Raw genomic sequence first — 19,748 nt, 5'->3', positions numbered from 1 at the left:
TGTACGCCGGTTTCGATGATTTGCAAGGAGCCGGCGAAATGAGCGCAGAGGAAACCACCACACGCTTCCGTGTCGAGGGCATGGATTGCGCCAGTTGTGCCAGCAAGATCGACACCGCCGTGCGCCGCCTGCCGGGTGTGGATGATGTCTCCGTCTCCGTTGTCGCAGGCACCATGACGATTGGGCATAAGGGCGCTGATCTCGATCAGGTGCAGAAGAAAGTCAGCGATCTTGGCTATCGCGTTTCGCCACTGATACCCGGCCGTCAGGCTCCGCGGCCAACCCATGACCACGCGCACGATCACGACCATGATCATGACCACAGCGAAAAAGCCCCTGATGCCTTGGCCGGCATGCACGGTCACGACCATGGCGCCGAGACCAGTCCTTGGTGGCAAACCGGCAAGGCGCGGTTGACGCTGTTCAGCGCCGTGGCGGTCGTTGCTGCCTTCGCGCTCGAAATTTTTATGCCGGGGTGGCACACGCCGCTTTTCATTCTTGCCATGCTGGTCGGCCTGATCCCGATCGCCCGCCGTGCCTTCCAAGGTGCTATCAATGGCAGCCCGTTTTCCATCGAAACGTTGATGACGGTAGCGGCCGTCGGTGCCGTATTCATCGATGCAGCGGAAGAAGCAGCGATCGTCGTGCTGCTTTTTCTCGTCGGCGAATTGCTTGAAGGCATCGCCGCTGGAAGGGCTCGTGCCAGTATAAAGGCCTTGGCCGATCTCGTGCCGCGCCGCGCGCAGCGCGAGGTGGATGGCCGCGTAAGCGAGGTCGATGCGGCAGAGCTTGCAGTGGGTGACACTGTTCTCGTCCGTCCCGGCGATCGTATTCCGGCCGACGGCCTCGTGCTGTCGGGCGAAGGTTCGGTTGATGAGGCGCCGGTCACCGGAGAGAGCGTCCCGAATAACAAAGGCCCTGAAGATTCTGTCTTTGCCGGCACGGTCAACCAGGATGGCGCCTTGCGCATCAAGGTGACCGCGGCGGCGGCAGACAATACCATTGCCCGTATCGTGTCGCTGGTGGAAGAAGCCCAGGAATCCAAGGCTCCGACGGAGCGATTCATCGATCGTTTCTCCCGCTATTACACGCCGGGCGTGCTGCTCGCCGGTGCGCTGATTGCCATTCTGCCGCCGCTTGTCACGGGCGCATCCTGGGACGAGTGGATCTATAAGGGTCTCGCCATTCTCCTCATCGGTTGCCCCTGTGCGCTGGTGATTTCCACCCCCGCTGCGATTGCTGCAGCGCTTTCGGCCGGCGCGCGGCAGGGCCTGCTCATGAAGGGCGGCGTGGTGCTCGAACAATTAGGCAAGATCAACATGGTCGCGCTCGACAAGACCGGCACACTGACCGAAGGTCGGCCGCAGGTGACGGATGTCATGGCGGTGGGCCGTTCCGAGCCTGAGCTTCTGCGACTGGCCGCAGCGCTGGAAGTCGGCTCCAGCCATCCATTGGCGACGGCGATCCTTGCCAAGGCAAAAGCTGACGGTGTCGAACCCAGCACTGCCAGCAATGCAAGTGCGCTGGGCGGCAAGGGTGTGCTCGGCACGCTCGAGGGCGTGGAGCTGTTCCTTGGTTCACCCAAGGCGGCTGGGAATCGCGCGTCGCTACCCGAAGACTTCCTGGCGCGGATCGGCCAGCTCAATGATGAGGGCAAGACGGTTTCCGTCCTTGTTGCTGGCGGCGCGTTGGCCGGTCTCATCGCCATGCGGGACGAACCCCGCGATGACGCACGGGCGGGACTTGCCGCGCTCAAGGCGCTGGGCGCCAATGTGGTCATGCTGACAGGGGACAATGCGCGTACTGCTCGGGCTATCGGGGCTGATCTTGGGATCGATGTTAAGGCCGAACTGCTGCCCGAGGATAAGCAGCGTATCGTTTCGGGTCTCAAGGCCGATGGGAAGATCGTCGCCAAGGTCGGCGATGGCATCAACGACGCGCCGGCGCTTGCTGCCGCCGACATCGGCATTGCCATGGGCGGTGGGACCGATGTGGCGCTCGAAACGGCCGATGCGGCGGTGCTGCATGGCCGCGTGATCGACGTCGCCAACCTGATCCGGATTTCGCGGGCGACAATGGCCAATATCGGCCAGAACATCACCATCGCGCTGGGGTTGAAGGCAGTGTTTCTGGTGACGACGATTATCGGCGTTACCGGGTTGTGGCCGGCGATCCTGGCCGATACCGGGGCGACGCTGCTGGTGACGGCCAATGCGTTGCGGCTCTTGGCTTGGAAGGGGGAGCGGGTTTAGGTCGGAACCCCCACCTAGCCTCCCCCTGATAGGGGGAGGGATCTGCTGGTGGCTCGCAGCCATCAAGCCAAACTCGATAGGTTCCTCCCCCTTAGCAGGGGGAGGTTAGGTGGGGGTACTCAAACTGCCCGATAGCTCACCTTGCCCTCACCCGCAGGCGCCTCGACTAGCGCATAGCCATTCGGCCCCAGCGTCAGGGCCTTGCCATCGAACGCCGCATTGTGGCTCACTGTCTCCAGTTCAACCGCCGTGCCAGCCATGGTGACAACCCGCTCTTCGGCCGAAAGATTGAACACGCAAATGATGTCCTTGTTGCCCGCAGAGCGGCGATAGGCGAGGACGGGTTCGTCGCTCTCGAAAAATTCGATCGAGCCGGTGAGGAGCGCCGGCTGGCCTTTGCGCCAGGCGATAATCTCACGATAAAATTGCAGCGTCGAATTGGGGTCGGCATTCTGTGTTTCGACGCTGAGCGCTGCGGCGGCGTGCTTGACGGGCAGCCAGGGTGTGCCGGTGGTGAAGCCGGCATGGTTCATGGCGTGCTGCCAGGGCATCGGCGTGCGACAGCCATCGCGGCCCTTGTCCTCGGGCCAGAAGCGGATGCCGCGCGGATCGGTCAGTTCCTCATAGAGAATATCGGCTTCCTGGAGGCCAAGCTCTTCGCCCTGATAGAGGCCGACCGAGCCCTTGAGTGTCATGATCAGTGCCACGGCCTGGCGCGACAAGTCGGCCGGCGAGACGCTATGTGGCGCCCAGCGGGTCATGTGGCGGATGACGTCGTGGTTGGAAAAGCTCCAGCAGGGCCAGCCGGTGCTGTTATCGGCAAAGAAGGCCTCGATCTTGGAGCGGAAATGGGCCGCGCTGAACTTTACGCCGAGGAAGTCGAACGAATAGCACATGTGCAGCAGGTCGCTGCCGGACGTATATTGGCGCATCAGTTCAAGGCCGCGCTCGTCGTCCCCCACCTCGCCGACCGTGGTCGCATTGGGATAGTCGTTGAGCAGATCGCGCACGCGCTTGAGCCAGGCGACGTTTTCCGGCTGGCTCTTGGAAAACTGATGGCTCTGCATGTCATAGGGGTTCACCGCCGGCTTGCCATTGAGCGACTTGAGCGGCGGGTTCGAGCGCAATTGCGCATCGTGGAAATAGTAATTGACCGTGTCGAGACGGAAGCCATCGAGGCCGCGATCGAGCCAGAAGCGCATGACGTCGAGCACGGCGTCTTGCACCTTGGGATTGTGGTAGTTGAGGTCGGGCTGGGAGGTGAGGAAGTTGTGCAGGTAATATTGCTTGCGCGCCGTATGCCATTCCCAGGCCGAGCCACCGAAGACCGAGAGCCAGTTGTTTGGCGGGGTCCCATCGGGATTGGCGTCGGCCCAGACATACCAGTCGGCGCGCCCATTATCCTTTGAGAAGCAGGATTCGCGGAACCAGGGGTGTTGGTCCGAGGTATGGCTGACCACCTGGTCCATGATGACCTTGATGCCAAGGGCATGGGCGCGATCAATCAGGACGTCGAAATCCTGCAAGGAGCCGAACAGGGGATCGACCTGCATATAGTCCGAGACGTCATAGCCCATATCGGCCTGGGGCGAGGAATTGATCGGCGAGAGCCAGATGCAATCGACGCCAAGGCTGGCGATATGGTCGAGCCGGTCGATGATGCCGGGCAAGTCGCCGATACCATCGCCATTGCTGTCCTGAAACGAACGCGGATAGACCTGATAGATCACTCCGCCGCGCCACCATTCCGTCATTGTCAAAGCTCCATGTCGGCCCAAGGCCAAATCACCCGAAGGCTAGCGGGTTCGCGTGACGCTGTTAATGGCCGTCTGTGGCAGGACGGTGCAATTGGGGCATGCTTTTTTGCCGGACAGCGCCAAGGCTTCCGGTTTTGCGATGGACGGATCCCGGAGCGGCATTCGCTTCTGAGATTTTTTGAGAGATGAAGCGGAGACCGCTCCGGGATGCCCTTTTTCGGACAGGACTCACAGCGCCTTTTTGATCGCTCGTCGCAAGGCGGCCAATCCCGAACGGGCGCTGGAGACGATCCAGCGCCAAGGCCCCCTCGCTACTGTCGTCTGCAGACCGTCCGTGCGAGGTTGGGTGGAAAGAGCATAAAGCGGTTCGAGGACGCGGGGATAAATTGAATAAGCCAGAGGCCGGACCCATGATCATCACCACCGGATTGCTGATCGACCACACGGAGGCGATGAGCGCGCTTGTCGATCTCTATGAGAGCGAATGGGTTGATTGCTACAATCCGCGCGGCGCTTCGGCGCGGGCGGATCTGACCGAGCGGCTGGAGCGCAATCGCCTTCCCCTGGGGATCGTCGCCTTTGCGGATGGGCAATTGGCCGGCACATGTGCGCTGACGCTCATGTCTGGCGGGTTGACCGAACGCTCGCCATGGCTCGGGGGCCTCCTCGTCGAGCCGGCCTTGCGGCGGCACGGCGTCGGATTGGCTTTGCTGGATCGCGCCAAGGTCGAGGCCAAGCGGCTGGGCTTTTCGCGGCTTCATGCGCTGACGGCAGAAGCGCGGGAGCTGTTCGAGCGGGCAGGGTGGCGGCTGGCGGAGAATGTCGAAGTTGGCGGCAAGCTGCATGGGATTTACGTCGCCGTTCTCTGAAACGGATTACCGCGCGGCGAGAATGATCGGGTCCTTATCGACGAGGCGAAGGGACGTGACCATGTCGGCCACGCCCTCCTTGTATTTGCGGAAATGCGGCGTCTCGATATGGGCTTCATAGGCCGCGCGCGAAGCATAGACTTCGAGGATGCGGATGCTGTGCGGCGCGGTTTTGTCCGCGACCGCATGGAGCATGAGCACGCCCGGCTCGCGCTCGACCGAGGCGGCGATTTCCTCGGTCAGAAACGCGAGATAAGCATCGAGCTGCGCGGGGTCGACCTCGATCTCGGCGACGCGCACCATCCTTTCGCCTGCCATCAGACGACTGCCGAGATCAGCGGTTCGCCGGCAAAATGCCGTTCGAGATTGGCGACGAGAAGCGCGCCCATGGCGTCGCGGGTCTGGTTGGTGGCGCTGCCCTGATGGGGCGAGAGCACGACGTTTTCGAGGCCAAGCAGGGCCTCGGGCACCTTTGGCTCATCGACGAAGACATCGAGCGCCGCGCCGCCGAGGCCGCCATTTTGTAGCAGTTCGACCATGGCCGGCTCATCGATCAGCGTGCCGCGGGCGACATTGACCAACATGCCTTTCGGCCCGAGCGCTTCGAGGACCTTTCGCGAGACGATGCCATCGGTGCTTTTGCCGCCGGGAGCAATGACCACGAGCCAATCGCTGTCGCGGGCCATGTCTTCGAGATTGTCATAGTAGATGTGCGGCACGCCGGTCTGCTGCTTGCGGCCATAATAGACGACGCGCATCTTCATGGCCTGGGCGCGTGTCGCGATTTCCTTGCCGATGCGGCCGAGGCCGAGAATGCCGACGGTCTTGCCGGTCAGTTCGGAAAAAAGGCCGAAGCTGCCGGAGGGCCATTTGCCCTGGCGGACGAACTGGTCGCTGTGCGGAATACGACGCGCCAACGAGATCATGAGGCCAATGGTCAATTCGGCGACGGCGTCGTTGAGCACATCGGGCGTATTGGTGACGCGGATATTCTTGGCCTTGGCGGTGGCGGTGTCGATATTGTCATAACCGACGCCGAAGCTGGCGATGATTTCGAGATTGGGCAATTGGTCCATCAACGGCTTCTGCACGCCGGACCCGGCATGGGCACGAATGCGGGCGCCGTTTTCCTTGAGCCAGGCGTCTTTGTCGGACACCTCATGGAGCTTGTGGACGGTATAGCGCTCTGCGAGCGCCTTCTCGCAAGAGGCAAGCAACGGGCCGGTCTGCAGAATCTCGATGGTCATGAAAATATCCTCTCGTCCCATGAGACTAGCGGCTCAGCCGCGAGAGGCAAGGCAGGTGGGCGATAAATCAGCCGCGCGCATCAGAGCATCTTGCCCTCCATTTGCGCAAGCCAGTCCTGCATTAAAAAGCGGCATGTGCACCAGATGACTGTCTGGACGGCAGGCGACAATCGTGTAGCAATGGTTGGCGCGATGGGAACGCCGTATCAAACTTGCGAAGTATAATGGGCGAAACGACGCCGTTCGACGAAATGTACAATCCGGACGGCACCGTCCGAGAACCTTATCGAGCCCTCAGCGAATGGCTCGCCGAACAGCCCGACAGGGGTCTGGCGCTGATGCAGACGGATGCGGAAGCGATCTTCCGCAAGCTCGGCATCACTTTTGCCGTCTATGGCTCGGAGGAGGGGACCGAGAAGGTCATTCCTTTCGATGTCATCCCGCGCATCATTGCCGCCAATGAATGGCGCAAGCTCAGCAAGGGGATCGAGCAACGCGTCAAGGCGCTCAATGCGTTTCTCTATGACGTCTATCACCGCCAGGAGATTTTGAAGGCCGGGCGCATCCCGGAAAAGCTGATCCTCAACAACGCAGCGTTCTGTCCGCAAATGATGGGGCTGGAGCCCGCGCGCGGGGTCTATGCCCACATTATCGGCGTCGATATCGTTCGCGTCGGTGTCGACGAATTCTATGTGCTCGAGGATAATCTGCGCACGCCATCGGGCGTCTCCTATATGCTGGAAGACCGCGAAGCCATGATGCTCCTGGCGCCGGACCTGTTCCAGCGCTCCAAGGTCGCCCCGGTCGAGAACTATCCCGAAAACCTGCGCCGGACGCTGCAGAGCGTTGCGCCGGAAGGGGCCGGCAGCAATCCGGTGATCGCCGTCCTCACGCCCGGCATCTACAATTCCGCCTATTTCGAGCATTCGTTCCTCGCCGACCAGATGGGTGCGGCGCTCTGCGAAGGGCACGATCTCTTCGTCGATGGCGGCAAGGTCTATATGCGGACGACCACCGGCCCCGAGCGCGTCGATGTCATCTATCGCCGCATCGACGACGACTATCTCGATCCGTTGACATTCAAGCCCGATTCCATGCTGGGCGTGCCGGGTGTGTTCGACGCCTATCGCGCGGGCAATGTGACGCTCGTCAATGCGCCTGGCACCGGGATCGCCGACGACAAGGCGGTCTATACCTATGTGCCCGAGATCATCGAATTCTATCTCGGGGAAAAGGCGCTGCTTAATAACGTGCCGACCTATAATTGCACCGATGCCGACCAGCGCGCCTGGGTGCTCGACAATATCGGCGATCTCGTCGTCAAGGAGGTCCATGGCTCGGGTGGCTATGGCATGATGGTGGGACCGACCTCCACCAAGGCGCAGCACGCCGAATTCAAGAAGAAGATCCTCGCGCGGCCGGATAATTACATCGTGCAGCCGACCCTGGCTCTCTCCACGTGCCCCACGCATATCAGCGGCGATGTGGCCCCACGCCACGTCGATTTGCGGCCCTATGTGCTCGTGGGCGACGAGGTGCGGATCACGCCCGGTGGCCTGACGCGTGTGGCGCTCAAGAAAGGGTCCCTCGTGGTCAATTCCTCCCAGGGCGGGGGCACCAAGGACACCTGGGTTTTGGAAGACTGACGCCATGACCATGCTTGGACGCACCGCCCAAAATCTCTTCTGGATGTCGCGCTATGTCGAGCGCGCCGAAAACATGGCCCGCCTCCTTGAAGTGGGCTACCGCATGTCGCTGACGAGCCGCCGCGAAGGGGGAGCCAGCGAACATCTGGTGTCCATGCTGCAAGCCGCCGAAATGGACGAGGCCTTTGCCGCACGGCACGAGGTTGCCGATGTCGACACCGTCGCCCATTTCATGATGTTCGATCCCGCCAATCCCTCATCAGTCTATTCGTGCCTCCAGGCCGCCCGCACCAATGCGCGCTCGGTGCGCACGGCGCTGACGACGGATATGTGGGAAAGCATGAACGGCGCTTGGCTCGAATTTTCGCAGATCAAGCCGCGTGACGTCCGCGGCGCCAAGCTTCTCGGGCTTTTGCAATGGGTGCGCCAGCGCAGCCACGAATTCCGCGGCGCCCTCCTCGGCACCATCCTCCGCGATGATGGCTTCGCCTTCCTCCAGGCCGGCAATTTCGTCGAGCGCGCCGACAATACGGCCCGCATTCTCGACATGAAATATTATGTGCTGCTGCCGCGTTCGAGCCTGGTCGGAGGCGAGATCGACATCCAGCAGTGGACGCTGATCCTCCGCGCTGCTTCGGCCCATCGCGCCTATGGCCACGTTTATCATGACCGCTATAAGGCCCATAACATCGCCGATTTCCTGATCCTCCGGCCGGAAATGCCGCGCTCCTTGGTCTATTGCGCTCGTTTCGTGCAGCAGAACCTCGATTTGCTCGCCAAACTCTATGGACGGCGGGAGGCGTGCCAGGATGCGATCGACGACCTCCTCTCGATGGTCGAGGATTCAAGCATGGACAAGATTTTCGCCCATGGCCTCCACGAATTTCTCGATGAGTTCATCGCCCGGAACAATCGTGTCACCGACACACTCTCGGCCAGCTACAACTTCTATTGAGGCCCAAGTCATGCGCCTTGCCATTGACCATAGGCTGACCCTCACCGCGCCCGCGGGGCCGTTCCAATCGGTTTTTCACCTGCTGCTGACGCCGCCTAACGGACCGACGCAGAGCGTCGAACGCTGGGATATCGATATGGCGGGTTTTGAAACTGCCGGCCGCTTTGTCGATGGCTTTGGCAATGTCGCTCATCTCGTCAATCAGCCCCGGTCCGAAGACGAGGTCACGATCCATGTCCGCGGCACGGTCTCGACGCGAGACACGCATGGCGTGATCGGGCGCCCTGCGGGCGAACCCGTGCCGGCGCTCTATCGACGCCTGACGACGGCAACCAAGGCGCCGCCAGCGCTCGTCGCGACGTTTCGTGGAACCAAGGAAAGCCGTGTCGACGTGCTTCACAGTCTGATGGCGCGCGTCGGTGACATGCTCGGCCTTCCGGACGAGACCCCGGCGCAGACGCAGATGCAGGCCGATGGCGGGCAGTCCCAGTCACAGACCACCGAGCAAAAGACTTTGCCTGCCGCGGCAGACTACGCGCACCTTTTTATCGGCGCTGCGCGTGCTCTCGATATTCCGGCGCGTTTTGTCACCGGCTATCGCCTCAACGAGACCAACGAGACCAACGAGACCAACGAGTCGGCAGTTCTCCACGCCTGGGCCGAAGCCTTCGACGATCGTCTGGGGTGGATTGGTTTTGATCCGCAGCGGCAGATGTGCCCGACGGACGCCTATGTCAGGCTGGCCGTGGGACTGGACGCGGAAATGGCGACCGTGCTGCGCACCGTTCCCGCGGCTGAACCGGTGCAACTGCTCACGGTCTCAAGGGCTGAGTAAGTCCGGCTAAAATTAGTAGACGCGCTGATAGCTGCCTGGCTGGAAAAACTGCATCTCTTCGCCGACGCCGCTTTCCTTCTTCACGAAAGCGCGGATGCAACCGTTCCAACGCTCGACGCGGGTGGCATCAATGCCCAATTGGCGAAGCTGCATCAGGTCGAAGTTGTTGAGATCGTCCTCATCGAAATCGTCGCCGATCGTGAAGCCCTGCGCGACTTCGATGCCACGGGTGCTATCGATGCAAAAGGGTGCAGCATAGGCTCCTGCGGTCATTAGGGCAGTAAAGCCGAAGGCAATGGCAATTGGGCGCATCATGGTAATCTCCGTTGGACTATGAAATGCCGGTCAATTGTGGCGCTGCTGTGCCAGCGCGCGCTCATGGCGTCGAATAAATACGACGACCACAGGAATGGCGACGCTCAGCATCAACAGACGAATAACGTGGTGGGCAGCGATGAACGCCGTATCATAGCCGAGCGCAATGCCAAGGGCACCCATGCCCTCGATCGCTCCGGGCGATAGCCCCAGCCAAAGTTGGCCGAACGGCATATCGACAAGCTGGGACACGATGAATGCAACCAGGGTCACGATGCCGACGGTCATGGCGGTCGCGATCACGCCGCCTTTCGCTGCGGCCAGGAACTCGCTGCGGGTGATGCCGACGAAGCGTGAGCCGATCATTGCCCCGGTCAACACGAAAGTGAGAACGACGAGGGGTAGGGGAATGGCGTCGGTATAAAGACCGCCAAGCTTGGCTGCGGTGGCTGCCGCCATGGCGCCGAGGACCATGCCAGCGGGCACTTTGAGCCGCATGAACACTAGGCCTACGGCAGCGCAACCCAGCGCCACCAGGCCTAGTTGCAAGGGGCCGAGGAAAGCCGTTGCTTGCTTGATCTCGAAATGATCGATCGGCAGAAACGTCGCCCCAATCGGTACGGCGATGGTCAGCATCAGGATGCGAATGACCTGGATGATCACGATTTGCCGCGCGTCACCGACGCCTGTTGCGGCTATTCCCATCACGAAAGACAGGTGGCCGGGGAAGGAGCTAAGATAGGCCGTTCCTGGATCGAGCTTGAAAAAGCGCGTCAGCATCCAGCCCGTCGTTGCGATGATGACAGCGAGCTCCAGCGCGAGGGCCGCAAGACTAATGGGCCAACTGGCGAGGAGGGAGAGACTATCCGGCGAGACCGTCGCGCCCATCGACATGCCGATGAGAATGAAGATGACATTGCGAAGCCCATCGGGGAGGCGAACCGGCAATCCCGCCATGGCAGCGATGGTGACGGCCAGCGCCGAACCCATCAACCAGCCCGCCGGCAAGCCGACCGCGCTTGCCAATCCGCCACCTGCCGCTGCAAGGACGAGGGTCAGAAGAAAGGACAGAAAACCGCGGAGGGTGAGGTGGGGCATTAGCATGGCGGCAGGAAAGGGAGTGCGCTCCCTAAACCCTTCGCACGGGAATGTCACGGCTGGGGCGCCGGCCAGTCCATACAAATTGCAGACAATTGCAACGATCGGTGACAGCGACCGTTAAATCTCTAAGCGTCTTATGAAGTGGTAGCCCAAACTTCCAATTTCGGAAGGACCATATGATGTCGCAGCGCAGTGCAGGAATTGAAGGTCATTTAGGACATGCAAATGTCCCGCGCCTTTGGATCATCCTCGGCTTCGGCATCGCAAGCTGGCTGCTTGTCCTCGCCCTTGTCGCTGCCGCAACGACCGCTTTCCAAGCCGTCGCCAGTGTTCTCAGCTGACTGGCCCTTCTAGTGGGCCGTTGAACTCAGCAATTCGGACGCTACGGTTTTGACCAAGATCTTTGCATCAAGCCACAGCGAGAAATTCTGCACATAAGCGAAATCGTGGCCAATGCGCTGCAGCGCCTTGGAGCGATCAACCGTTGGGCCTCGCAGGCCCTGGCACTGCGCCCAGCCGGTCAGACCCGGACGGACGTGGTGGCGGAAGCCATAGTGAGGGACCAGGTCCTCGTAGGCCATGCCGCCAGCGAGCATCCCAGCGACGTGCGGACGCGGCCCGACAAGCGACATGTCACCACGCAGCACATTGATCAGCTGCGGCAACTCATCGATGCTGGTCTTGCGGATCAGGGCGCCAATCGGGGTAACGCGCTTATCGTCTGCAACCGTCTGCGCGATTCCCGAGACATCGCACCGATCCGCATACATGGAGCGGAACTTCATGATCTGGAAAACTCGGCCATCAAGACCGACGCGGGACTGACGGAAAAAGACCGGACCCTTGTCCGTATTTTTGATCAGCAGCGCCACGATGATGAGAAGTGGGGCAAGGAACAGCAGGCCTGCGCCAGCGCCCGCGATGTCGATCAACCGCTTGATCATGAGAGAAACGCTGCGCGAAAAGCTCGATGCCGGCGCTGCTGGAGCGCCATCAACCCACTGCACCGAAAGCCCATTTTGCGTACGCGTCAGTTCACGCGGAACCGACGGGCTCCAATTCAACTCAACTGCACTCTCGCGTTGCGTAACGACACTTGAAGATATGTCGTCGCGCAAGGCGATTGCTTCGCGATCTACCAAGTTGGCTGTCCCGTCCATCTTAGCCCCCAGCGTTTTACGCCGCTTAACTCTTTACTAACTATCACAGAGATCGCACGGAATGTCTCGTGCGTTCAAGACATGGCTGCCATCAAGATTAACGCGGCGCGATACTTGCCGCTTGATTATGGCAATTTTCGTAAAATTTGAAGTGATTTTGAGAGAAGGCAGCAAAAGCGAACCGGCAAATTGTTCCCACCGGATCAGTCCAAGGATGGGCAAAATGAAGAAGGTCGTATTTGCAGCTGTCGTCAGCGCGGTAGCTATGTTTGGTTCAGTCGATATGGCGTTTGCCAATCGCCCGACCCAAATTGTGGTGCAGGAGCGTGTGAGTTCGCGCGGACCACAAAGCTTCCAAGCGTTTTGCGCCTTCAATCCGCGCGAATGCCAGCCAGGTGGTGAGTCCAAGATTGCTCTAGACGATGGAGTGCTGCGGCTGCTGACCCGAGTAAATGCGCGGGTCAATCGCGCTATTCGGCCCAAACTAGACAATCCGCTCATCCAGGTTTGGCGCGTCAATCCCAGCGCGGGCGACTGCAAAAGCTACGTCGTGAGTAAGCGTCACGAGCTGATCCGCGCTGGATTGCCGCCGAGTGCGTTGCGCATCGCCTATGTGAAGACGCGCGATGGCGAGGGTCACGCTGTACTTGTGGTGAAGACCCATGACGGTGACTTGACGCTCGATAACCTAACGGGCGAGATCAAGCATTTCCGCCAAACGGGCTATCGTGTGGTCGGTATGTCCGGGGCAGATCCACGCCGCTGGGGTTAAGAAGAAACTGATATAAGTGGATGATTCGAGGGGGAGCGGACGGGTCTATGACGCGTGTGTGGGGGTTATGGTCGGCGGCTGTGGTGGCAGCAGTACTTTTCTTTGGATCTGCTGCTGCAGCCTATAGAGAACTCGTTCCTTATATTACAGGCGGCAGCCAGGCAGAGGTGCGTCTAGCCTTTCTGGCTTCTCAGCCGCCGGACCCAGGTCTCTCGCTGCAAGCCCAACGGCTCATGCTGGATGACTGCGTTTCGACGCTTTTTCCGCTCATTAAGGCGCCGCTCGGCGACCAGCAGGTTCGCGCCAAAGACAATTGTCTTATATTGTCCAAAACGCTGACAGAAGAGTCGCCGATCTTTTCCTATGCTTGGTTCGCACTCGCACTAGCGCAGGTGGTCGATGGGCAGACGTCAGAATTTCAACATTCGCTCGCTCAATCGCAACTGACGACGGCTAACCAATGGGCTATGGCCTCATTGCGGCTCAGGTTGGCGTATCAGTATTGGAGTTCCTTACCACTGACGCTCCAGGAACAACTCGGCGCCGATATTATAGTGCTCGCCTACTCCAACAATGGACGGCAATGGCTCGCGCAGAGATACGCTGCCGATCCGGCTTTTGCCGAAGACATTACCGCAAATCTCGAAAAGGCTCCGCCCAACCTTCAGCGAGCATTTATTCGTGCCGTGTCTACGCAGGGTGCCAGGTCATGACGAAACTGAATAACTTTGCCGGCACGCTGGTCGTGCTCCTGGTGGTTTTGTCTCCCATCCCTTTCGGTAGCAATCGTCCATTTTTCTGGGCTTTGTCGGGGCTCGTCATAGGGGCAGGGGCGCTTGCCTACTTTTTTCTGAGCGCCCGCAATGGAGAAAGCCTTCGCATACCGCTCCGCAGGATCGGCCCCTCAGTTATTCTGTGGGCGTTGCTTTTGGTTTGGCTAATCACCCAGGTAATGCCAGTCGGATCATTGATTGGACCATTCGCTATCCCACTTGCCGGCGGAACCATCACGACGGATACGATCAGTACTGCGCCCGGTGCGACTTGGCTTATGCTGATCAGGATCGCAGCATATGGTCTATTTTTCGTCTTGGCCCTTCAGGCTGGCGCCCGGGAGAAAAGGTCGGGCCTCATGCTTGGCGTCATTTTCTGGGGCATCGTCGTCCATGCCGGATTTTCGCTCATCCAGCTTACACAATTCGGCGACACGATCCTGGGACTTCCCAAGATCGCCTATATGGGCGTTGCTACGGGGACTTTTATCAACCGCAACTCGTTCGCCACGTTCCTCGCCATGGGCCTGAGTGTTGGTATAGCCATTCTACCCGCAATCATTACCGCAAAGAGGGCGCGCAACGAGACAGTGATGGATAAAATCTTCCGGCTATCTTTTCATGTCGCCGGTCTTTTCGTCATCATGATCGCGCTGTTGGCTACGCAGTCGCGCATGGGCCTTTTTGCCGGCCTTCTCGGTGCTTTCGTAGTGTTGTTACTCGTTCTCAAGTATAGCCGTTACTGGAAAATACTCATACCAGCAGCCCTCTTGCTGGGCGTAGCGGTGTCTCTGCTCGTGATCTGGACGTTTGGGCAGGGGGTGATAACGCGTGCCCTTGATCTGGAAGGGTCCAGCGAAAACCGCCTGGAGATCTACGCACAAGTTTGGGATACGATCCTGACACGTCCATGGATCGGATATGGTGGCGGCGCGTTCTCGCTTTTCTTCCCCGCCTTTTTCGGCCCGCCCCTCAGTCTCGTCGGCTTTTACGATAAGGCCCATAATACCTATCTGGCGCTATTCTCCGAGCTTGGTATTCCTGCCGGCTCCCTTCTGATCATCGCCAGCTTCATTCTGTTTGGCCGGATATTCTGGTCACAGATGACTGGGTTGACTCTCAATCCAGCGAGATTGGCGGCGATCGGGGTTATGTTGACCTGCGCCATCCATTCGCTTGTCGATTTCAGTCTTGAGATTCAAGCGAATACGTTTCTTTTCGTCGCCATAGCCGCCCTGGGTCTCGCAGCGTCGATGCGACAAAGCGCTTCTTCGGCGGGATAGGTTTGGGCTATCTTTTGGGAGCAGATGCGCCGGCAAACGAATATCACGTCGCCGATGTGCGTATGAGATTGCTATATGTAGCTTTGGACAAAGGAAGAAACCAGAAACCTTTCGGGTCCCGTCCAAGCTAATCTCTCTTAGTTCGCGTTCGCTGTAATGCTTGTGCATCCGTGGCTGGCGGCCGAGGTGCTGTCACCATGCTGAGATTGATTGTTGCTCAATGCCATTCTTCGGCGCGAGCAGGAGACCCCTGGCCTTCCTCGATGAATGGACAAACAAAAAAGGGCCCCTACGAGGGGCCCTTTTCTAAATCTAATAACCGATCAGCTCGGGCTGACGGAAGCATCTGTCGATGCGCCACCAGTCGGGCTCAGCGATTCCGGAGTACCGGTAACGGCAGCGCCACCAACGGCACCAGCACCAGCGCCGCCACCAGCACCACCGACGGCACCGATCGAGTACTGGCTGAGTTCAGCCTGAGTGAATTCTACGTTAGCAGTCTGAGCGATCGTTGCGAGCTGCGTGCCGTTTGGCACAATACCCAACTGGCCATAAGCGGTCAGCAGGTTGATCACGCAGAGCTTGTCGCCGGGGGCGCACTGGCCGACTGCGAGGTTCAGGTTCGCCAGGGTGGGTTCCTGGATCAACGTGGCAAGCACGTCAAAATTGCTGGACGTCGCAGCAGCAGCTTCTTCCTGGGGGGTAGCGTAAGCGGAGGGAGCCGATACGGCCACCAAGGCACTCGAAACAAGCAAAACCTTAAAGAGGTTACGCATCATGGGAAAACCCTCGTGTTAATTCTTTGTTTAGCAAACACGACTGGCCTCTAATATGTCAAGTGTCTGCGCGTAGAAGTTGGTCTGCGCCGCATGCATAACAGCTTCAGTAGTTAATTTCAGGTCCGCTTGCAACTGTGGTGCGAAGTATTTTCATAAAATTTGAAGTGGTTTTGAGAGAAGGCGGCAAATCGGCCCCTGCAGAGTGATGCCTATCAGGTCAGTCCAAGGATGGGCGTTATGAAGAAGATGGTTTTTGCAGCTGTGGTCAGTGCCATCGCTGTTTTTGGTACAGTCGATGCTGCGTTTGCCAACCGGGGCGGGCAGGGGTTCGTGCAGGAGCGTGTCAGTTCGCGCGGGCCGGCCAGCTTTCAGGCTTTCTGTGCGTTCAACCCACATGAATGTCAGCCTGGGGGAGCGTCAAAGATCGCGCTCGATCAAAGCATCATGCGCATCTTGACGCGTGTAAACAGCCGCGTGAACAGATCCATCAGACCAAAGCTTGACAATCCGTTGGTCCAAGTTTGGCGCGTCAATCCCAGTTCCGGTGACTGCAAAAGCTATGCGATCAGCAAACGTCACGAGTTGATCCGTGCCGGTCTTCCAGCAAGCGCTCTGCGGATCGCTTACGTCAAGACGCGTCAGGGATTGGGGCACGCGGTTCTGGTCGTCAAAACCGATCAGGGCGATCTTACGCTCGACAACCTCGTCGGTGAAATCAGGCCGTTCCACCAAGCCGGTTATCGCGTCGTTGCCATGTCTGGCGCCGACCCTCGTCGCTGGAGCTGAGGCAAAGTCATCATAAACCTGCATGGCGCCCATGACTTGGGCGCTGTGACGTTATTCATATGGCCGAAAAGTGGTTGCGCGGCGCTGACTTCATAGAGATAACACATCCACGAAAATCGGCGGGTGCTCCATGGACGAACAGGAAATTGATCTCAGGGCGATCTTGGGGGTGCTGCGGCGCCATGTAAGGCTGATCGTTCTGGTGGTCGTTACGGTCCTCGTGATCACCGGCGGCGTGGTTTACTCGCTCAAGCCCGAATATACTGCAACGACGCTTGTTTATGTCGATACGGCGCGCAAGGATCTCTTGGATCCCGAAGCGCTGGCCGCCGGCTCGAGTGCTGCAGACAACGCCCGAGTCGATAGTGAAGTCGAGATCGTCCGGTCGATCCCGACGCTTTTGCGCGTGATCCAGGACGCCAATCTGCTCAACGACCCTGAATTCATGCCCAAGCTCGGGTTGCGGCAGGAGCTGATGGCGTTCCTTCGGCTTGCCGAACCGACGCTGCCGACAGGGGAAGAAGCGCTCAATAATCTTGTCGAGCGTCTCCGCGGTGCAATTTCGGTGCAGCGCCGGGGCCTCACCTATCTCATTTCGATCAATGCGGAAGCGGCGTCTCCGGCAACGGCGGCGCGTATCGCCAATGCGACAGCCGATGCCTATATCGCGCTGCAGATTCAATCGAAGACGCAGTCAGTGCTCAATTCGCTCGACGTGCTTGAGCCGCGCATTTCCGAAGCGACCTCACGGCTTGCGCAGAGCGAAGGCGCCTTTGACACGTTCGTCGAAGACAATGTCGCCCGTCTTTCGGCCGGGGACAGCAGCAATATCGAGGCGCTCCGCCAGCAGCTTGCCCAAGCGACAAGCGAACGTCAGCGGCTTGGCAGCATCGTCGATACGGCAAACCAAAGCCTGCAGCAGCTCAATTACGAGCAGCTTGCCAGCTCGCTGCAGTCCGAAGCCGTCGCCGGCCTTGAACAGCAGCGCACCGACTTGTTGAACCGGATCAATTCACTTGAGCCCAATTCAACCGATGCAGTCGATCTGCGCGGCAGCCTTGCCCAGGTTGAGCAGCGCCTGCAGACGACGGCACAGCAGGAAATCCAGGGACTGCAACAGCAGGTTTCAACCTTCCAGGATGAAGCCTCGGGTCTTCGCGATCAGGTGCGGCAGCGGTTCCTCGGCAGCGATCTGCCGCCGGACGTGCTCACCAGCATTTATGAACTGCAGCAGAACTCGACACTGGCGCGGACCAATTACGAACGTCTCGTCGCGCGTGTGAACGATCTGCGGGCACAGGCCGACCTGCAGGTGGCCGATAGCCGCGTTGTGGCGCAGGCAACGCCTCCCAATGCGCCATCTTTCCCCAATTCGCGCCTGATCCTCGTTCTTGCCGGCCTCGCCGCGGTCGGTCTGGGCGTCGGTCTAGCCTTCGTCGTCGACAATTTTGTCGGTGGGTTTACCTCGACGGACCAGCTCGAAACCGTCACTCGCCGTGAAGTCATCACCGGCATTCCGCTGCAGCGCCCCAACAAACGCGATGATGGCCATATCGCCAGCGCCGCCGATCTCGTCGTCACCTCGCCGCTTTCGCACTATTCGGAAAGCTTGCGCCGCGTGCGCCTGCGCCTTGATCAATTGCTCGCGGCGCCGCGCGCCGATGGCCGACAGCGCCGGGGCAAGGTCATCCTCGTGACGTCCTCGCTGCCGGTCGAAGGCAAGACGACGACGGCACTCGCTCTTGCGCGCACCTATGGTGTGGCCGGCCAGCGGGTCCTCATCATCGATGCCGATCTGCGCAAGCCATCGCTCCACAAGCAGCTCAATGTGGAATCGACATCGGGGCTGCATGAATATCTCGCGGGCGAAATTTCGCCCGAAGAGAGCAAGTCGATCATCAATCGCGATCCGCAGTCCGGCATTTCGGTCGTCCTCAGCGCCAACCAGAGCAATCTGCCGACGGAACACCTGCTGACCAGCAAGACCTTCGTCCAGCTCATCGAGGCAGCGACGCAGGCCTTCGATATCGTGGTCATCGATACCCCGCCTGCTGGCGTCGTCGTCGACGGCGTTTATCTCATGCAGTTTGCCGACGTGATCCTGTTCCTGACGCGCTATGCCAGCACGACGCAGCGCGAAGTGCTGAACGCGCTCAAGACCATCGATCGGTCCAAGGTGGAAGATACGCCGCTGGTTCTGGCGATGACTCAGGAGCCGGGAAATGCCCGGTCCTACAATTACAAATATTCGTCCTATTACGCCGACTGATCCGAAAGGCCGGGCTTGTCCCGGCCTTTTCTTTACGCGGCGGGCTTTGGCGCGCTCGTCGACATGAAGCTGACCGCGCCGGACTTCAGGATTTTAACCGCCGTCAGTGGGCCGCCGGCATAAGCGCCGGTGTCGATGCCAATCCGGCCTTCGGCAACGGAAGGAGCGTCCATCGGCGTATGTCCGTGTACAACTGTCGTCGGCAGTCCGTGCGGCTGGCTGAGGAAGGGTTCGCGGATCCAGATCAGATCTTCGTCCCGCTGCTGCTCCAGCGATACTTTCGGCCTTATACCGGCGTGGACGAAAGTAAAGGCACCCGCTGTCACCATGATCGGCCGGCTCTTGAGGAAGTCGAGGTGATCTTCCGGGATGAAACTCTGCATCACCTGGCCACGCGTCCTGACGCTCATGGAGCGGAACGCATCGCCATCGATCCCGTAGGATGTCAGGGTTTCGCGGCCGCCCCACTCAAGCCAATCGCCCATGGACTTGGGTTGTTCGACGGCTTTTTGAAACATCACCTCATGATTGCCCTGGAGGCAGATCCGTTTGAAGCCTTCGGGCGCGCGGCGGATCAGATGGTTGAGCGTCTGGGCTGAGGCAGGGCCGCGGTCGATATAGTCGCCGAGCGTGATGATCAGCTTCTCGCCGTCTATCGACGCCGCATCCTCCGCGATGAAGGCCTCGAGCGCCTTGAGTTTATCAAGACAGCCGTGAATGTCCCCGATCGCGTAGATTACGTCGGGCTGGGTCTCGAGATGAATGCGCGGCGCCGTTTCGGCTGGGGGGCGCTTGCCGAAGATGTTGAACATGGCCCTTGAGGTCCGAGTGTGTCGCACGACCGTATCGGCGCGCCTGGCGCCTTCGCTAGCACCTTTTAAGTGATTTTGAACGGGATATTCGGGCCATACTGCAGCCGAAGGTTTCATCGGCGCTATATTGTCAAAAC

19 protein-coding genes are annotated in these 19,748 nt (G+C 59.7%); 11 read left to right on the top strand and 8 right to left on the bottom strand.

The window, feature by feature from the left end; genetic code table 11:
• The first annotated feature begins 38 nt into the window (after positions 1 to 38).
• A complete protein-coding gene (locus ASE94_RS06985; RefSeq protein WP_062630003.1) occupies positions 39 to 2,252 on the top strand; it encodes a heavy metal translocating P-type ATPase in 2,214 nt (737 codons plus the stop codon).
• A 119-nt stretch (positions 2,253 to 2,371) separates the two neighbouring features.
• Here ASE94_RS06985 and ASE94_RS06980 read toward each other — a convergent pair whose 3' ends face one another.
• Positions 2,372 to 4,006: an alpha-glucosidase family protein gene (locus tag ASE94_RS06980; protein WP_062629754.1), complete on the bottom strand. Its 1,635-nt coding sequence runs from the start codon at positions 4,004 to 4,006 to the stop codon at positions 2,372 to 2,374.
• Between the two features lie 413 nt (positions 4,007 to 4,419).
• On the opposite strand from ASE94_RS06980, the gene ASE94_RS06975 reads away from it, so the two are divergent.
• Positions 4,420 to 4,878: a GNAT family N-acetyltransferase gene (locus ASE94_RS06975; RefSeq protein ID WP_062629753.1), complete on the top strand. Its 459-nt coding sequence runs from the start codon at positions 4,420 to 4,422 to the stop codon at positions 4,876 to 4,878.
• A gap of 6 nt (positions 4,879 to 4,884) precedes the next feature.
• On the opposite strand, the gene ASE94_RS06970 is transcribed toward ASE94_RS06975, so the two are convergent.
• On the bottom strand, positions 4,885 to 5,196 hold the full coding sequence (locus ASE94_RS06970) for a putative quinol monooxygenase (protein ID WP_062629752.1): 312 nt from the start codon (positions 5,194 to 5,196) through the stop codon (positions 4,885 to 4,887).
• Positions 5,196 to 6,125 (bottom strand): 2-hydroxyacid dehydrogenase, encoded by a 930-nt coding sequence (locus tag ASE94_RS06965; protein ID WP_062629751.1) that lies wholly within the window; start codon positions 6,123 to 6,125, stop codon positions 5,196 to 5,198. The genes ASE94_RS06970 and ASE94_RS06965 overlap by 1 nt, the downstream gene beginning before the upstream one ends.
• A gap of 224 nt (positions 6,126 to 6,349) precedes the next feature.
• Between ASE94_RS06965 and ASE94_RS06960 the strand changes: the two genes are divergently transcribed.
• From ASE94_RS06960 to ASE94_RS06950, 3 genes are read left to right on the top strand one after another with little or no spacing between them, the layout of a single operon-like run.
• Positions 6,350 to 7,771 (top strand): circularly permuted type 2 ATP-grasp protein, encoded by a 1,422-nt coding sequence (locus ASE94_RS06960; RefSeq protein ID WP_062629750.1) that lies wholly within the window; start codon positions 6,350 to 6,352, stop codon positions 7,769 to 7,771.
• Positions 7,772 to 7,775: 4 nt separating this feature from the next.
• Entirely contained in the window at positions 7,776 to 8,726 is a 951-nt protein-coding gene (locus tag ASE94_RS06955) for an alpha-E domain-containing protein (RefSeq protein ID WP_244483992.1), read from the top strand.
• Positions 8,727 to 8,736: 10 nt separating this feature from the next.
• The gene (locus ASE94_RS06950) at positions 8,737 to 9,561 is read left to right on the top strand and encodes a transglutaminase family protein (protein ID WP_062629749.1); all 825 of its coding nucleotides are present in this window, start codon (positions 8,737 to 8,739) and stop codon (positions 9,559 to 9,561) included.
• Positions 9,562 to 9,573: 12 nt separating this feature from the next.
• Here ASE94_RS06950 and ASE94_RS06945 read toward each other — a convergent pair whose 3' ends face one another.
• Entirely contained in the window at positions 9,574 to 9,876 is a 303-nt protein-coding gene (locus tag ASE94_RS06945; RefSeq protein WP_062629748.1) for a hypothetical protein, read from the bottom strand.
• 30 nt (positions 9,877 to 9,906) lie between these two features.
• A complete protein-coding gene (locus ASE94_RS06940; protein WP_062629747.1) occupies positions 9,907 to 10,974 on the bottom strand; it encodes an AbrB family transcriptional regulator in 1,068 nt (355 codons plus the stop codon).
• Positions 10,975 to 11,156: 182 nt separating this feature from the next.
• On the opposite strand from ASE94_RS06940, the gene ASE94_RS20900 reads away from it, so the two are divergent.
• On the top strand, positions 11,157 to 11,318 hold the full coding sequence (locus tag ASE94_RS20900; protein WP_156351955.1) for a hypothetical protein: 162 nt from the start codon (positions 11,157 to 11,159) through the stop codon (positions 11,316 to 11,318).
• 9 nt (positions 11,319 to 11,327) lie between these two features.
• Here the strand turns inward: ASE94_RS20900 and ASE94_RS06935 are convergent, their stop codons facing one another.
• Complete coding sequence (locus tag ASE94_RS06935) at positions 11,328 to 12,137, bottom strand: sugar transferase (protein WP_082461020.1); 810 nt, start codon at positions 12,135 to 12,137, stop codon at positions 11,328 to 11,330.
• Between the two features lie 61 nt (positions 12,138 to 12,198).
• On the opposite strand from ASE94_RS06935, the gene ASE94_RS06930 reads away from it, so the two are divergent.
• Genes ASE94_RS06930 through ASE94_RS06920 form a run of 3 tightly spaced genes read left to right on the top strand, consistent with a single transcriptional unit; the run spans position 12,199 to position 14,965 of the window.
• A complete protein-coding gene (locus tag ASE94_RS06930) occupies positions 12,199 to 12,909 on the top strand; it encodes a transglutaminase-like cysteine peptidase (RefSeq protein WP_082461018.1) in 711 nt (236 codons plus the stop codon).
• A 47-nt stretch (positions 12,910 to 12,956) separates the two neighbouring features.
• Positions 12,957 to 13,622, top strand: a complete 666-nt coding sequence (locus ASE94_RS21125; RefSeq protein ID WP_062629744.1) for a hypothetical protein — start codon at positions 12,957 to 12,959, stop codon at positions 13,620 to 13,622.
• Positions 13,619 to 14,965 carry an O-antigen ligase family protein gene (locus ASE94_RS06920; RefSeq protein WP_062629743.1) on the top strand — a complete coding sequence of 449 codons (1,347 nt, stop codon included), beginning with the start codon at positions 13,619 to 13,621 and terminating at the stop codon, positions 14,963 to 14,965. Before ASE94_RS21125 ends, ASE94_RS06920 begins: the two co-directional genes overlap by 4 nt.
• A gap of 323 nt (positions 14,966 to 15,288) precedes the next feature.
• Here ASE94_RS06920 and ASE94_RS06915 read toward each other — a convergent pair whose 3' ends face one another.
• Positions 15,289 to 15,744 (bottom strand): hypothetical protein, encoded by a 456-nt coding sequence (locus ASE94_RS06915; protein WP_062629742.1) that lies wholly within the window; start codon positions 15,742 to 15,744, stop codon positions 15,289 to 15,291.
• Between the two features lie 237 nt (positions 15,745 to 15,981).
• Here ASE94_RS06915 and ASE94_RS06910 point away from each other — a divergent pair, with 237 nt between their 5' ends.
• Positions 15,982 to 16,530 (top strand): transglutaminase-like cysteine peptidase, encoded by a 549-nt coding sequence (locus ASE94_RS06910; protein WP_162236057.1) that lies wholly within the window; start codon positions 15,982 to 15,984, stop codon positions 16,528 to 16,530.
• Positions 16,531 to 16,660: 130 nt separating this feature from the next.
• Positions 16,661 to 18,799 (top strand): Wzz/FepE/Etk N-terminal domain-containing protein, encoded by a 2,139-nt coding sequence (locus ASE94_RS06905; protein WP_062629740.1) that lies wholly within the window; start codon positions 16,661 to 16,663, stop codon positions 18,797 to 18,799.
• A gap of 32 nt (positions 18,800 to 18,831) precedes the next feature.
• On the opposite strand, the gene ASE94_RS06900 is transcribed toward ASE94_RS06905, so the two are convergent.
• Complete coding sequence (locus ASE94_RS06900; RefSeq protein WP_082461014.1) at positions 18,832 to 19,611, bottom strand: metallophosphoesterase family protein; 780 nt, start codon at positions 19,609 to 19,611, stop codon at positions 18,832 to 18,834.
• Positions 19,612 to 19,748: the final 137 nt, after the last annotated feature.

Origin of the sequence: Devosia sp. Leaf64 (genome assembly GCF_001421945.1) — a bacterium.
In the GTDB taxonomy this organism is placed as follows: domain Bacteria; phylum Pseudomonadota; class Alphaproteobacteria; order Rhizobiales; family Devosiaceae; genus Devosia.
Note: the sequence above shows the minus strand (reverse complement) of the source record. Positions and strands in the feature narration are given on the sequence as shown.

Coding starts and splice junctions, on each gene's coding strand:
- ASE94_RS06985 (WP_062630003.1), top strand. CDS start 39: ATGAGCGCAGAGGAAACCACCACACGCTTCCGTGTCGAGGGCATGGAT.
- ASE94_RS06980 (WP_062629754.1), bottom strand. CDS start 4,006: ATGACGGAATGGTGGCGCGGCGGAGTGATCTATCAGGTCTATCCGCGT.
- ASE94_RS06975 (WP_062629753.1), top strand. CDS start 4,420: ATGATCATCACCACCGGATTGCTGATCGACCACACGGAGGCGATGAGC.
- ASE94_RS06970 (WP_062629752.1), bottom strand. CDS start 5,196: ATGGCAGGCGAAAGGATGGTGCGCGTCGCCGAGATCGAGGTCGACCCC.
- ASE94_RS06965 (WP_062629751.1), bottom strand. CDS start 6,125: ATGACCATCGAGATTCTGCAGACCGGCCCGTTGCTTGCCTCTTGCGAG.
- ASE94_RS06960 (WP_062629750.1), top strand. CDS start 6,350: ATGGGCGAAACGACGCCGTTCGACGAAATGTACAATCCGGACGGCACC.
- ASE94_RS06955 (WP_244483992.1), top strand. CDS start 7,776: ATGACCATGCTTGGACGCACCGCCCAAAATCTCTTCTGGATGTCGCGC.
- ASE94_RS06950 (WP_062629749.1), top strand. CDS start 8,737: ATGCGCCTTGCCATTGACCATAGGCTGACCCTCACCGCGCCCGCGGGG.
- ASE94_RS06945 (WP_062629748.1), bottom strand. CDS start 9,876: ATGATGCGCCCAATTGCCATTGCCTTCGGCTTTACTGCCCTAATGACC.
- ASE94_RS06940 (WP_062629747.1), bottom strand. CDS start 10,974: ATGCCCCACCTCACCCTCCGCGGTTTTCTGTCCTTTCTTCTGACCCTC.
- ASE94_RS20900 (WP_156351955.1), top strand. CDS start 11,157: ATGTCGCAGCGCAGTGCAGGAATTGAAGGTCATTTAGGACATGCAAAT.
- ASE94_RS06935 (WP_082461020.1), bottom strand. CDS start 12,137: ATGGACGGGACAGCCAACTTGGTAGATCGCGAAGCAATCGCCTTGCGC.
- ASE94_RS06930 (WP_082461018.1), top strand. CDS start 12,199: ATGTCTCGTGCGTTCAAGACATGGCTGCCATCAAGATTAACGCGGCGC.
- ASE94_RS21125 (WP_062629744.1), top strand. CDS start 12,957: ATGACGCGTGTGTGGGGGTTATGGTCGGCGGCTGTGGTGGCAGCAGTA.
- ASE94_RS06920 (WP_062629743.1), top strand. CDS start 13,619: ATGACGAAACTGAATAACTTTGCCGGCACGCTGGTCGTGCTCCTGGTG.
- ASE94_RS06915 (WP_062629742.1), bottom strand. CDS start 15,744: ATGATGCGTAACCTCTTTAAGGTTTTGCTTGTTTCGAGTGCCTTGGTG.
- ASE94_RS06910 (WP_162236057.1), top strand. CDS start 15,982: ATGAAGAAGATGGTTTTTGCAGCTGTGGTCAGTGCCATCGCTGTTTTT.
- ASE94_RS06905 (WP_062629740.1), top strand. CDS start 16,661: ATGGACGAACAGGAAATTGATCTCAGGGCGATCTTGGGGGTGCTGCGG.
- ASE94_RS06900 (WP_082461014.1), bottom strand. CDS start 19,611: ATGTTCAACATCTTCGGCAAGCGCCCCCCAGCCGAAACGGCGCCGCGC.